Source organism: Actinoplanes sp. NPDC049668, from assembly GCF_044465445.1.
Classification (GTDB): Bacteria; Actinomycetota; Actinomycetes; order Mycobacteriales; family Micromonosporaceae; genus Actinoplanes.
Window position 1 is genome coordinate 1,194,435 of sequence record NZ_JBITLR010000001.1, and the last position, 12,562, is coordinate 1,206,996.

11 protein-coding genes are annotated in these 12,562 nt (G+C 74.2%); 5 read left to right on the plus strand and 6 right to left on the minus strand.

Going from position 1 to position 12,562, the window contains the following annotated elements:
• Positions 1-2: 2 nt before the first annotated feature.
• Positions 3-1,133: a glycosyltransferase gene (locus tag ACIBSW_RS05610; protein WP_354718397.1), complete on the plus strand. Its 1,131-nt coding sequence runs from the start codon at positions 3-5 to the stop codon at positions 1,131-1,133.
• Here ACIBSW_RS05610 and ACIBSW_RS05615 read toward each other — a convergent pair.
• The 3 genes from ACIBSW_RS05615 to ACIBSW_RS05625 form a co-directional block, all read right to left on the minus strand.
• Positions 1,075-2,436: a hypothetical protein gene (locus tag ACIBSW_RS05615; RefSeq protein ID WP_354718395.1), complete on the minus strand. Its 1,362-nt coding sequence runs from the start codon at positions 2,434-2,436 to the stop codon at positions 1,075-1,077. The two genes, ACIBSW_RS05610 and ACIBSW_RS05615, sit on opposite strands and share 59 nt — an antisense overlap.
• A complete protein-coding gene (locus ACIBSW_RS05620) occupies positions 2,433-3,263 on the minus strand; it encodes a hypothetical protein (RefSeq protein WP_354718393.1) in 831 nt (276 codons plus the stop codon). Before ACIBSW_RS05620 ends, ACIBSW_RS05615 begins: the two co-directional genes overlap by 4 nt.
• Positions 3,264-3,332: 69 nt before the next feature.
• Positions 3,333-4,118: a DeoR/GlpR family DNA-binding transcription regulator gene (locus ACIBSW_RS05625; RefSeq protein WP_354718392.1), complete on the minus strand. Its 786-nt coding sequence runs from the start codon at positions 4,116-4,118 to the stop codon at positions 3,333-3,335.
• A 187-nt stretch (positions 4,119-4,305) separates the two neighbouring features.
• Between ACIBSW_RS05625 and ACIBSW_RS05630 the strand changes: the two genes are divergently transcribed.
• From ACIBSW_RS05630 to nagA, 3 genes are read left to right on the plus strand one after another with little or no spacing between them, the layout of a single operon-like run.
• A complete protein-coding gene (locus tag ACIBSW_RS05630) occupies positions 4,306-5,229 on the plus strand; it encodes a sugar isomerase (RefSeq protein ID WP_354718391.1) in 924 nt (307 codons plus the stop codon).
• A 10-nt stretch (positions 5,230-5,239) separates the two neighbouring features.
• Entirely contained in the window at positions 5,240-6,166 is a 927-nt protein-coding gene (locus ACIBSW_RS05635) for an ROK family protein (protein ID WP_354718389.1), read from the plus strand.
• A 59-nt stretch (positions 6,167-6,225) separates the two neighbouring features.
• Positions 6,226-7,263: an N-acetylglucosamine-6-phosphate deacetylase gene (gene nagA / locus ACIBSW_RS05640; RefSeq protein WP_404799256.1), complete on the plus strand. Its 1,038-nt coding sequence runs from the start codon at positions 6,226-6,228 to the stop codon at positions 7,261-7,263.
• Here the strand turns inward: nagA and ACIBSW_RS05645 are convergent.
• Together ACIBSW_RS05645 and ACIBSW_RS05650 are read right to left on the minus strand one after the other, a co-directional pair.
• Positions 7,229-8,005 (minus strand): phosphatase PAP2 family protein, encoded by a 777-nt coding sequence (locus ACIBSW_RS05645; RefSeq protein WP_404799228.1) that lies wholly within the window; start codon positions 8,003-8,005, stop codon positions 7,229-7,231. The two genes, nagA and ACIBSW_RS05645, sit on opposite strands and share 35 nt — an antisense overlap.
• A gap of 15 nt (positions 8,006-8,020) precedes the next feature.
• Positions 8,021-9,406, minus strand: a complete 1,386-nt coding sequence (locus tag ACIBSW_RS05650) for a serine protease (RefSeq protein WP_354718385.1) — start codon at positions 9,404-9,406, stop codon at positions 8,021-8,023.
• A gap of 104 nt (positions 9,407-9,510) precedes the next feature.
• Between ACIBSW_RS05650 and ACIBSW_RS05655 the strand changes: the two genes are divergently transcribed.
• On the plus strand, positions 9,511-10,716 hold the full coding sequence (locus ACIBSW_RS05655) for a DUF4032 domain-containing protein (RefSeq protein WP_354718383.1): 1,206 nt from the start codon (positions 9,511-9,513) through the stop codon (positions 10,714-10,716).
• Here ACIBSW_RS05655 and ACIBSW_RS05660 read toward each other — a convergent pair.
• Entirely contained in the window at positions 10,713-12,494 is a 1,782-nt protein-coding gene (locus tag ACIBSW_RS05660; protein WP_354718381.1) for an NAD-binding protein, read from the minus strand. The two genes, ACIBSW_RS05655 and ACIBSW_RS05660, sit on opposite strands and share 4 nt — an antisense overlap.
• Positions 12,495-12,562: the final 68 nt, after the last annotated feature.

The window sequence follows — 12,562 nt, forward strand, 5'->3', positions numbered from 1 at the left end:
TCGTGATCTGGCGCAGCGCCATGCTCTCCGGTTCCGAGACGTTCGTCCGCAACCACGGCCAGGCCCTGACCCGGTGGCGATCGGTGTATCTCGGCGCCACCAAGCAGGAATCGGCGCTGTCCGAGGAGTCGGACCTGGTCGTCTACCCGGACAGCGCGGCCGGGCGGCGCGCCTTCCTGCGGCTGCGGTTGACCGGCTCCTCGCCGCGGCTGACGCGGCTGCTCGGCCGGCTGCGGCCGGACCTGGTGCACGCGCACTTCGGCGGCGACGGCTGGCTGGTGAGCCACGCCGCGGCGCAGGCCGGCGCGCCGCTGCTCGTCACCGTGCACGGCCACGACGTGACCCGGCAGCCGGATTCCTCCGGTGTCCTCGGTGGACGGTACCGCCGCAACCTGCGCACGATGTTCGACCGGGCCGCCGTCGTGCTGGCCGTCTCGGAGCACATCCGCGGCAAGGCGATCGCGCTCGGCGCGGACCCGGAGAAGGTCCTGGTGCACCACACCGGCGTGCCGATCACCCCGGCGTGGGCGATGCCGAAGAGGTGGGACGTCGTCTTCGTCGGCCGGTTCGTCGAGAAGAAGGGCGTCGACGACCTCATCGACGCCCTCGGCGCGCTGCCGACGCCGCGACCGCGGGCGCTGCTGATCGGCGACGGGCCGCTGCGGGACAGGATGCGGGCGCGCGCGGCCGGGCTCGGGCTGGACGCCACCTTCCTCGGCGCGCAGACACCCGCGCAGGTGACCCGCCACCTGGCCGAGTCCCGCCTGCTCGCCGCGCCGTCCAAGACCGCCGCGGACGGCGACTCGGAGGGGCTGCCGACCACGATCCTGGAGGCGGCCGTGCAGGGCGTGCCCACCGTGTCGACCCGGCACAGCGGCATTCCCGAGGCGGTGGCGCACGGCGAGACGGGCCTGCTCGGCGCCGAGGGCGACAGCACGGCGATCGCGCACCACATCCAGAAGCTGCTCGGCAACCCGGGCCTGCGGGAGAGGCTCGGCCGCCAGGCCCGCGAGCGCGTCGAGACCCGGTTCGACCTGCTGCGGCAGTCCGACCGGCTCGAGCGGCTCTACGACGCTATCCGCGCGGACGCAGCACCCGGCGAGCGGTCCGCCGCGCCGCCCGGGCGCCGCTGAGCAGCGCCCGCGCGGGTGCCGTCGCGCCGAGCACCAGGTTGATCCGCTGCACGCGTTTCAGCTCCGCCTCGCGGTCGACGAGCATCCGCTCGTACCAGAGCTGCTTGGCCCTGGCCTGCGCCAGCTGGTCCGCCAGCCGGGACCGGGCGACCAGCAGCTCCCGGACGTCCGGGGCGGGCCGGCCCGGCGGCTCGGGCGGGTCGATCTCCCTGCCGGTCATCGCGGCCAGCGTGACGGCCAGCTCGGCCGGGCCCTCCGGCGCCGGCCACGGGTGCGGGTAGCCGCCGTCGATCAGGTCCGCGGCGAGACGCGCCAGCGCCGCGGCGGGGTCCTGCGCCGGGGCGAGCGCGGTGAACTCCCCGGCGGGGCCGACGACGACCTGGTCGGCCGGCACCCCGGCGGCCGGGCCGTCCAGCCAGGCGCCGAGCAGCTCACGCACGGCGGGCAGGTCCCGCTCGAGCGCGGCCCGCAACAAAAGATCATGGAGGGTACGCCCGGACGGCAGCTCCCGGCGCAGGTCGACGCCGGCACCGGCGGCCAGGATCCAGGCCGGCGCCAGTGCCGCCGCGGCGCCGTGCCGCAGCGCGCTGACCGCCAGCCGGCGCGGATCCGTCAACACCTGGTCGAGGGGCTCGACGGCCCGGGCCAGCAGCGCCGACAGCGCACCGCCGACCTCCTCGCGGTCCAGCTCGGCGGCCTCGAGTACCAGGGTCGGCGCGAGCGGGTCCGGGTAGGCCGCGTAGGCGACCGCCGCCCGGCCCAGGCGGTCACGCGCCCGGCCGAGCCCCGCCGGCCGGCTCGGGTCGTGCTCCCCGGCGACGGTCCAGTCCGCGTCGGCCGGCCGGCCCGGCGGCGCGACCAGCCGGTGCAGGCCGAGGTGGTTCTCGACGGTGAGCAGCAGGGTGCCGCCGGGCCGGAGCAGCTCGAGCAGCAGGTCGAGGGAGTCGCCCCAGGACGTCTCGACGCCCTCGGCCGAGGCGAGCGCCTCCAGGCCGGCCAGCGCGATCACCGTGTCGAACGGTGCCTCCGCGCCGAACTTGGCGAGGCCGCCGACGCAGACGGCGGCCGCGGGGAAGCGGGCCGCGAGCACCTCGCCGTCGGCGACGCCCCGGACCAGCAGCGTCAGGTCGTCGGCCGGGGCCAGGTCGATCAGCGCCGGGTCGTGCGGACCGGCGATGAGTGTCCGGCCGCGCGCCACGGCCAGCAGCCCAGCGAGCGCGGCGCCCCGCGCCGGCCCGGGGCCGTGCGCGCCGTCGAGGTCCGACCAGCGCAGCATCTCGTCGCCGAGCAGCCGCGGGTTCATCGGGCGCCACCGTTCGCCGTCTGCCAGCCGAGGATGCGGGTCAGCTCGGCCGGCGGGAGCAGGCGGTCGGCGCCGAGCTCGGCGACGGCGGTCTCCCGCGCCGCGACCGGGTCGACGAACGGACCGTGCAGCTCCGGCCACTGCCGCCGGATCCGCTCCGGCCCGCCGAACGCGAAGTCCTCGCCGTCGAGCTGCATCGGGTCGCCGTACACCGCCGGCTCGCAGCCGGCCAGGGCGCCGTAGAGGACCGCGCTGCACAGACGGTTGGACGCGACCCGGCGGTGCCGGCGCAGCTCGGCGGCCTGGCGCCGGAGGAACCGCGGGTCCAGGCGCTCCCACCGGCCGCCGCGGTAGCCGTGGCAGATGACCCGGAAGCCGGCGCGCTCGTAGCGCCGCCGCACGCTCGCGGTGCGGTACTCCTGCCAGTACAGGCAGACGGTGACCGGGCCGGGCTCGGTGTCCCGGATCTCGTCGATCAGCCGGGCGTGGTCACCGAGGACGTGCTGGCCCTCCCACCCGTGGAACGGGTACCAGATCGTGCCCTCGCGCCGTACGCCCGGATCCGGCTCCATCCGCAGCAGGTACGCCAGGGGCGAGCCGACGACGTAGGTCTCCCGCCGGCCGAGTGACCAGGCGCGCCGCCGGGTCCGCTCCGACCAGAGCAGCACCGGGGTGCCGGCCACGAACTCGTGGTCGGCGGCGAGGCCGTCACCGATGTTCCAGCCGTGCTGTAGGTAGCCGTGCATGCGCGGCGGGTCGGCGTCGTCCAGGCCGCAGTAGCCGGCCAGCACGTACGAATGCCCGTAGTAGTGGTTGGCGTGGTGCACGCCCCATCGCACACCGCGCGGGCGTCCGGTACGACAACGCCGGTCGTCCGCCAGGTGTCCGGCAGCCGATCAGGCGCAGACGACCTGCACGCCCGCGTCGCGGAAGCTCTCGATCAGCTCCGGCGGCGCCCCCGAGTCGGTGACCAGGGTCTCCACCTTGCTGATCGGGCAGATCCGGGCGAACGCGTGCCCGCCGAGCTTCGACGAGTCGGCGATCACCACGACGCGCTTGGCCCGGGCGACCATCAGGCTGTTCATCGCGGCCTCGCCCTCGTGGTGCGCCGCGGCGCCGAGCTCCACGTCGAGCGCGTCGACGCCGAGCAACACGATGTCGAGGGTCACCTCCTTGAGCAGCGCCCCGCCCAGCGGGCCGACCAGCTCGAACGACTGCGGGCGCACCACGCCGCCGGCCACCACGATCTTCATCCGCGAGCGGACCAGCAGCTCGTTGGCGATGTTGAGCGCGTTCGTGACGACGGTGAGCTGGGCGCCCTCGCCGCTGGTGTTGAGGTCGGGCCGCACCGCGAGGGCCCGGGCCACCTCGGTCATGGTCGTGCCGCCGTTGAGGCCGACGACCGTGCCGGGCACGACCAGGTTCGCCGCCGCCTCGCCGATGCGCTGCTTCTCCGCCGAGTGCTTGGCGCTCTTGTAGCGCAGCGGCAGGTCGTAGGAGACGCCGTTGGCGACCGCGCCGCCCCGGGTCCTGGTGATCATCTGCTGCTGGCCGAGCTGGTCGAAGTCCCGGCGGATGGTCGCCTGCGAGACGTCGAGCTTCTCGGCCGCGTCCTCGACGCTGACCCGGCCGCTCTCGGCGAGCAGCTCGAGCAGGGCATTCCACCGCGCGTACCGGTCCACCCGAGCTCCCTGCTGCACGTTTCGTGATAAGAGTGTGCACATTAGTGCGCGAAACCTCGCGAAGCAAAGAGAGTGCCTGCGCGAACACGCTACGGTGGTTGCGGACGCGGCGAGCTTCCAAGCAGAATAGCGCTCGAAATAGCGGTGAACCGAGCGCATCTGCGCAGGCGATTGAGGGAAAACTGCCATGAGTCACGTCAAGGTGGAAATCGCCAGCCAGCCCGAATGCTGGCTCCAGGCGGCCAAGCTGGCCGGCTCGCCCGGCCTGCCCGCGGCGGGTGAGCGGGTGGCGGTCGCCGGCTGCGGCACCTCCTGGTTCATGGCCAAGGCCTACGCCGCCCTGCGCGAGCAGGCCGGCCTCGGCGAGACCGACGCGTTCCAGGCGTCCGAGTTCCCGTTGGGCCGCGAATACGACCGGGTCGTCACGATCACCCGTTCCGGCACCACGACCGAGGTCATCGACCTGCTCGACGCCCTCGACGGCCGGACGCCGACCACGGTGATCACCGCCGCCGGCGAGGAGCCGGCCGCCGCGGTCGCCCGGGACGCGATCGTCCTCGACTTCGCCGACGAGCTCTCGGTGGTGCAGACCCGCTTCGCCACCAGCGCGCTCGCCCTGCTCCGGGCGCACCTCGGCACCGACATCGACCCGATCGCCGCGGACGCCGAGGTCGCGGTCCGGCTGCCGATGCCCGTGCACCCTTCGCTGGCACAGCAGATCACCTTCCTCGGCCGCGGCTGGACCATCGGTCTCGCCGAGGAGGCGGCGCTCAAGTGCCGCGAGTCCGCGATGTGGTGGGCCGAGGCGTACCCGGCGATGGACTACCGGCACGGCCCGATCTCCATCGCCGGCCCGGGCCGCGTGGTCTGGGCGTTCGGCGACATCCCGGCCAACCTGGCCGACGACGTCGAGGCGACCGGCGCGGCGTTCGTGCACAGCCGTTACAACGGCGGCTACGCCGCCCTCGGCAACTGGCGCGGCGGCCGGGCCCCGCTCGACCCGATGGCCGACCTGGTCGTCGCGCAGCGCGTCGCCGTGCTGCTCGCCACCAGCCAGGGGCTCGACCCCGACCACCCCCGCAACCTCACCCGCTCGGTCGTCCTGCCGTGACCGCACGACCGTGAGCGACGACGTCGTGGTGGCGCTGGATGTCGGCGGCACCGGAATGAAGTGCGCCCTGGTACGGCCCGGCGGCGCGGTGCACCACGCCGAGCGGCACCCGACGCTGGCCGCCCGCGGGCCGGAGGCGGTCACCGCGAACATCCTCGACGTCGCCGCCGGCCTGGCCGACCGGGCCCGCGCGGACGGGCTGCGGCCGGTCGCCGCCGGGGTCGCGGTGCCCGGCGTGGTGGACGAGGAGACCGGCACCGCCGTCTGGTCCAGCAACGTCGGCTTCCGCGACGTGCCGCTGCGCGACCTGGTCTCCGCCCGGCTGGGCCTGCCTGCGGCGCTCGGCCACGACGTCCGCGTCGGCGGGATGGCCGAGGCCCGCCTCGGCGCCGGCCGCGACGAGCGGCACGTGCTGTTCATCGCGATCGGCACCGGCATCGCCGCCGCGCACGTCATCGACGGCACCGCGCTCGGCGGCGCACACGGCGCGGCCGGCGAGGTCGGGCACGTCATCGTCCGGCCCGGCGGGCCGTCCTGCGGCTGCGGCGCCCGCGGCTGCCTCGAGGCGGTCGCCTCGGCCTCGGCGGTCGGCCGGCGCTACGTGGAGCTCTCCGGCATACCGGAGATCACCGCGTTCGACGTCGCCACCCGCGCCGCCGCCGGCGAGGAGCTGGCGAACTCCGTCTGGACCGAGGCGGTCGAGGCCTTCGCAGACGGGCTGCTCACCGCGCAGGCCCTCTACGACGCCGGGATCGTGGTGCTCGGCGGCGGGCTGGCCGAGGCCGGTGAGGCGTTGCTCGCGCCGCTGCGGATCGCGCTGGACGCCCGGATCACGTTCCACCGGATGCCGCGGATCGTGCGCGCGGCGCTCGGCGACACCGCGGGCTGCCTCGGCGCGGCCCTGCTCGCGCTCGACAGCCTGGGAGCACCCTCTTGACGGAGAAGATCAGCGGCCGCGTCGTCCGGCCCGGCGCCGTCGTGCCCGGGTACGTCGAGGTGGACGGGCCGGCGATCCTGTCCGTCATGGCGCGCGACGACGTGGGCGACGACATCATCGTCCCGGGCTTCGTGGACCTGCACTGTCACGGCGGCGGCGGGCACACCTTCACCCTGGGCGACCCGGCCGCCGCGCGCGCGGCGGCCGCGTTCCACCTGCGGCACGGCACCACGACGCTGCTCGCCAGCCTGGTCAGCTCCCCGTACCAGCTGATGCGCGACGCGACGGCGGCCTACCTGCCGCTGGTCGCCGACGGCGCGATCGCCGGCCTGCACTTCGAGGGGCCGTACCTGTCGCACGCGCGCTGCGGCGCACAGAACCCGGAGTACCTCCGCGAGCCGTCGCTGGAGGAGCTGACCGCCCTGGTCAAGCTCGGCGACGGCGCGGTCCGGATGGTCACCATCGCGCCGGAACTGCCCGGCGCCCTGGCCGCCGTCGAGTTCCTGGCCGGCAGCGGGGTGGTGGCGGCGCTGGGGCACACCGACGCGACGTACGAGCAGACCCTGGCCGGGGTGGCGGCCGGCGCGACCGTCGGCACCCACCTCTTCAACGGCATGCGCCCGGCGCACCACCGCGAGCCGGGCCCGGTCGTCGCGCTGCTGAACTCCCCCTCGATCGTCTGCGAGCTGGTCGCCGACGGCATCCACCTGCACGACGGGATGCTGCGCCTCGCGGCACACGCGGCCGGGCCGGACCGGGCGGCGCTGATCACGGACGCCATGGACGCGGCCGGCATGCCCGACGGCGAGTACGAGCTGGGCGGCCAGGCCGTCGCGGTGGCCGACCGGGTGGCGCGGCTGGTCCGGGACGGCTCGATCGCGGGCAGCACGCTGACGATGGACGAGGCGTTCCGGCGCGCGGTCGGCGCGGGCCTCGACCTGCCGACCGCGTCCGCGATGGCCGCCACGACGCCGGCCCGCGCGCTGGGTCTGGCGGATCAGGTGGGCGCGCTGGAGGCCGGCCTCCGCGCGGACCTGGTGGTGCTCGGCCCGGACCTGACGGTCAGGCGCGTGATGCGCGCAGGCGCCTGGGTCTGACCGCCCACTCGCCCGGGGCCGCCGGGCGGTCGAGGCCGGCGGGCCGGTCGATGCCGTTCGGCAGGTGCGGCAGCGGGATGGCGTCCCACGGAATCCGGGTCAGCACGCGGGCCAGGATCAGGCCGAGCAGCAGCCCGGCCACCGAGTCGGTGATCCAGTGGAAGGCCAGGTAGGTCGTGGTGACGAACACGATCGCCGGCGGCAGCACCCGCAGGGCCGCGTAGGCGCGCGGCGAGAGCGGCGGCCGGTCGAACGAGCGCAGCAGCGCGCTGAGCAGCAGCGCGATGACGGCGTACCAGGCCAGCGCGTTGGCGACGTGCCCGGACGGATAGCTCATCGCCAGCGGGCCGTCGGCGGCCGGATTGAACAGGATCTCCCGGTCCGGGCCGGCGAAGTGCGGTGCCGCGCGGTCCAGCCAGACCTTGAGCGGGCCGATCGTCACGAACGTCACCACGAATGCGACCACGATCACCAGCACCGGCCGCACCGATCGCCGCCGCCAGGCCACCAGGGCCGCCAGCAGGATCGAGGTCGACATCAGCACCTGGCCGCCCTGGCCCAGGTAGTTGAGCACCCGCAGGGTCCAGTACAGCGGCGCCGGACGGTTGGCGTCGACCCAGTCGGCCACCTGCACGTCGAGCGCGAGCAGGTGGCCGCGGGCGAGCGCCACGGTCAGTGCGACGAGGCCGCCGAGCAGGGCGGCGTCGAACCACCAGCCCCGGGGCCGTACGGGCATGAGCATGGCGCACACGGTACGTCAGAGATACGACCTGATCCTGCTGTTGAGCAGGTCGGCGCGGACGCCCGAGTTCGGGCAGCCGCCGAAGTGGTGCAGCGCGACCACCTTGTTGGTCTTGCGGGAGAGCACCGGGCTGCCGCTCGATCCGCCCTCGGTGTCGCAGTAGTAGGACACGTCAGAGTTCTGCGCGTACCCGTTGAAGGTCGGGTCGACCACCGCGCAGGTGCCCGCCGGCTCGCCGCGGCGCCCGGCGATCCGGGTCGGCTCGCCGGCCGGGTGCTGCGGCACGTAGAGCTCCTGGCCCCGGGCCGGCGGGACGGTGTCCAGGTTGAGGTAACCGAACTTCTGCACCGTGGCGAAGTTGCCCACGGTGAAGAGCGTGTAGTCCAGGACGTGCTCGGTGGCGAGCACCTTGTCGCCCCAGACCTTGGTCGGCTTGAAGACGTCGTAGCCGCCGCACTGCGCGCACTGGTAGTTGAACCAGACCTCGGTCTCGTACGCGGCCGCCGAGTTGTCGAAGCAGTGGTTGTTCGTCAGCATCCGGTTCTTGGTGCCGACCCGCCAGCCGGTGCAGAGCTCGGTGCCGTTGATCAGCAGCCGGGCGATCGCCTTCGACCGGGTGTAGGCCACCGGGTCGGCGGAGCGGTAGCAGACCGCGTCGGAGCTGGTGTCGGCGCCGCAGACGGACTCCTCCGCGCCGGTACGCCCCGGCCTGGTGAGGCTCTCCGACGGAATCCGGGCCTGCTCCTTGCGGGAGTAGCCGCGGGCGACCTGGTCCACGTTCACGCCGAGCCCGCCGAGCAGCGAGCCGACCAGATCACCGCCGCCGCGGTGCATCTCGACCACCGCGGTGTCGCCGGTGATCGACATGGCCCACCGGCTGGTGTCGGTGACGCCGTCGAGCAGCTTCGGCGCGTCGTAGCGGTAGGACTCCTCGCCCTCCGGGTCTGAAACCGTTACATAGTCCCCCGGAAGCATCGTCATGCGACCGAAGTGGACCTTGACGTACGACGCGGACGGGTAGTGCAGAACCTCGCGCTTCGGCGCGCCGTACCCGAGCAGCTTGTCGATCCGCAGCAGCTCGCCGACCTTCTGCCGGCCGTCGCCGCCCGCGAAGGCCGCGGACTCCCGCACCACCGGGCCGGACTCGCCCGGCGCGGGCGACGAGGACTTCGCCCCGGGCTTCGCGGACGACGGCCCGGGCGCCGGCGCACCGGCCGTCGAGCCGTTACCGCCGGTCGCGGCCGCGGGCTGCCGCGCTGCGGCGGGGTCGGCGGACGGGCCCGCACCCTCCTGCCAGGAACCGACCGGGCGAGCCCCCTCCGCCGAGAACCTCCATGCCGCCGCACTGGCCGTGCCGGCCAGCGCCAGGGCAGCACCCGCCCCGACGACGATGCTCACCACACGTCGCAAAATTCACTCCCGCCACTCTGGTCCGGCTGTCTCGCTTCTGTGTAACGAACCACGTGCGGCAGCGACGCGCGGCCCGCAACGTGCACACTTGCTGGGTGCGAATCACGTCCGCCCTTGTCGACCCGGCTCTGCTGGACCTGCCGTGGGGCGTGCCGCTCGAGGAGTGGCCCGCGTCTCACCTGGTCGCGCTGCCGCAGGGCATCTCGCGGCACGTCGTGCGGTTCGTCAAGCTCAACGACACCGTCTACGCGCTCAAGGAGACCCGCGAACGGATTGCCGAACGGGAGTACGACCTGCTCCGCGCCCTCGAGCGGATCGACTTCCCGGCCGTCGAGGCGGTCGCCGTCGTCACCGACCGGGTGGACGACGCGGGCGAGCCACTCGAGACGGTGCTGATCACGCGGCACCTGCAGTTCTCGCTGCCGTACCGGGCGCTCTTCTCGCACACGCTGCGGCCCGAGACGATGAACAGGCTGCTCGACGCGCTCGCCGCGCTGATCGTCCGGATGCACCTGACCGGCTTCTCCTGGGGCGACTGCTCGCTGTCCAACACGCTGTTCCGCCGCGACGCGGGCGCGTTCGCGGCCTACCTGGTCGACGCCGAGACCGGCAACCTGCACCCCCGGCTCTCCGAGGGCCAGCGCAGCGAGGACATCGAGATCCTGCGGCTGAACATCTTCGGCGAGTGCCTGGACCTGGAGGCCGCGGAGCTGCTGCACGAGGCGATCGACCCGGAGGCGGTGGTCGACGACATCGTGGCGCGCTACGAGCGGCTGTGGCACGAGGTGACCTACGAGCAGGAGGTCTCCCGCGACGCCCGGCACGACATCGAGGGGCGCATCCGGCGCCTCAACGACCTGGGCTTCGACGTCGCCGAGGTGGCGATGTCCACCGTGGACGGCGGCTACCGGGTCCGGCCGAAGGTGGTCGACGCCGGTTACCACACCCGGCGGCTGCTCCGCCTGACCGGCCTGGACGCCGAGGAGAACCAGGCCCGGCAGCTGCTCAACGACCTGGACACCTACCGCGCCGAGTCGGACCTGACCGAGGAGCAGCAGGCGGCGCACCGCTGGCTCACCGAGGTCTTCGAGCCGGTGGTCCGGGCGGTGCCGACACACCTGCGCCGCAAGCTCGAGCCGCAGGAGATCTTCTCGCAGATCATCCAGCACAAGTGGCTGCTGTCCGAGCAGTCCGGCCGCGACGTCGGCATGGCGCCCGCGGTCCAGTCGTACCTGACCGACGTGCTGGCACACAAGCCGGACGAGCAGGCCGTGCTGGGCCTGGAGGTCAGCGCCCTCTAGGCCGGCGCCTCGGCCGGGCCGGTCAGGCCCGGTGGCGGGCTGGCCTGCTCCACCAGGGCACGCAGGCCCGCGCGGCGGGCCACGATCATGATGCGGTCACCCGCCGCAAGCACCCGCCCGTGGTCCGGCGACCAGTCCACCCACTCCGAGCCGGCCGCCGACAGGCCGATCACGCGGGCGCTCAGCGGCCGGTCGGCCTGGCTCAGCGGCCGCCCGTCGAGCGGGGAGCCGGCGAAGACCCGCACCGCGGCGACCAGCAGCGCGTGCCGGTCGACCGGGATGGTGGCGAGCACCTCGCGCTCCAACATCGCCGCCGCGAAGGTCGGCGCCGCCAGCCGGGACACGCTGCGCGAGATGTCGATGTTGAAGGCCGTCTGCACCCGCTGTGCGAAGTCGTCGTCGAAGAGGCGCAGCACGACGCGGAGATCCGGGCGGACCGCGCGGGCGTTCAGCGCGGCCTGCAGGTTGGTGACGTCGTCGGTGGAGACGACCACCAGCGCCCGGCTCGTGGCGATCGACGCCGAGCGCAGCGTGTCCTCCCGCGCCGCGTCGCCGACGATGAACGGCACGCCCAGCTGCTGCGCGGCCTTCGAGCCGCGGGCGTCGGCCCGGCGGTCGATCGCCACCACGTCGACGCCGAGGTCGTTGAGCTGGCGCAGCACCCGGGTGCCGACGCTGCCGAGGCCGACGACCACGACGTGGTCCTCGTACTGCGCGGCGACCCGGCCGCTGTTGAGCTCGAGCCGGGCGTTCACCATGCCCTCGACCACCGCGGCGGTGACCAGCGGCAGCAGCGCGAGCCCGGCGATGGTCAGCACCAGCTGGGCGGCCTGCGCGACCGAGTTGCGCTGCACCTCCACATCGGACGATCCGACGACGGTCAGCAGCGTCACGTAGATCGACTGCCAGAACCCGTCGACCGGGTCGGCGTGCACCAGCACCGCGCCCGACACCACGGTGATGATCAGAGTGACCAGCACCGCAACGCCCAGCTTGCGGCTCAGCGCGGCCCGCAGCGCCCGGCCCATCACCCGCACCGGCCGGCGGCGCCGGCGTGCCCGGATCCGGCGCTGCGCGTCGACGACCGGCGCGGGACGGCCGGAGGCCTCGGCGAGCACCAGGTCCGTCGGCTGTCGCGCCTCCGGCGGCGGTTCCGCGGGCAGGACGTCGATGCGCCCGGCGCCGTCCGCGGCGGTCAGCGCGCAGACCAGCCGGTCCGGGCTCACCTCGCCGCGGCGCGCCACGTACAGGGTGCGGCCGGCGACGCGGAGGTGGGTCGGCGCCACCTCGCCCAGCGAGGCGGCCACGAACGCCGGCGCGGCCATCGCCGCGTCGGAGAGGACCGCGCAGTCGGCGAAGAGCCGGCGCACGCCGTACCCGAGACCGCTGTTGAACATCCGGATGACCAGGCGCAGGTCCGGCTCGACGGCCTGCGCGCAGAGCGCGGCGTGCAGGTTGACCACGTCGTCGGGCATCACCAGGCCGAGGGCGGCCGCGCCGGCGAGCCCCGCGTTGCGGAACGTGCGCTCGTCGAGCCGGTCGGCCCGGACGATCCGCACGCCGCGCAGGTTGGCCAGGTCGGGAACGTCGCCGCGCAGCGTGGTCGGCACGACCACGGTGAGCCGGATCCGGTGCCCGGCGTTCGCCAGCTCCTCGGCGACGGTGTAGACGAGCGAGTCGGCGCCGCAGATCACGAAGTGCGGCCGGCCGTCGGCGTTGCGCCGCAGGCGGGACACGAACGCGCGTCCGGTGGGTTCGCGATTGGGGTCGGCGGCCATGGTCCGCATCGTGCCAGGCGATCATCACCGGCGCTTGAACCCGTCGGCCCCCGAACCCTCCACGGAGG

What these genes read in the sequence shown, in the direction of transcription:
- ACIBSW_RS05615 (WP_354718395.1), bottom strand. Translation starts at nt 2,436, where the DNA reads ATGAACCCGCGGCTGCTCGGCGACGAGATGCTGCGCTGGTCGGACCTC.
- ACIBSW_RS05630 (WP_354718391.1), top strand. Translation starts at nt 4,306, where the DNA reads ATGAGTCACGTCAAGGTGGAAATCGCCAGCCAGCCCGAATGCTGGCTC.
- ACIBSW_RS05645 (WP_404799228.1), bottom strand. Translation starts at nt 8,005, where the DNA reads ATGCTCATGCCCGTACGGCCCCGGGGCTGGTGGTTCGACGCCGCCCTG.
- ACIBSW_RS05660 (WP_354718381.1), bottom strand. Translation starts at nt 12,494, where the DNA reads ATGGCCGCCGACCCCAATCGCGAACCCACCGGACGCGCGTTCGTGTCC.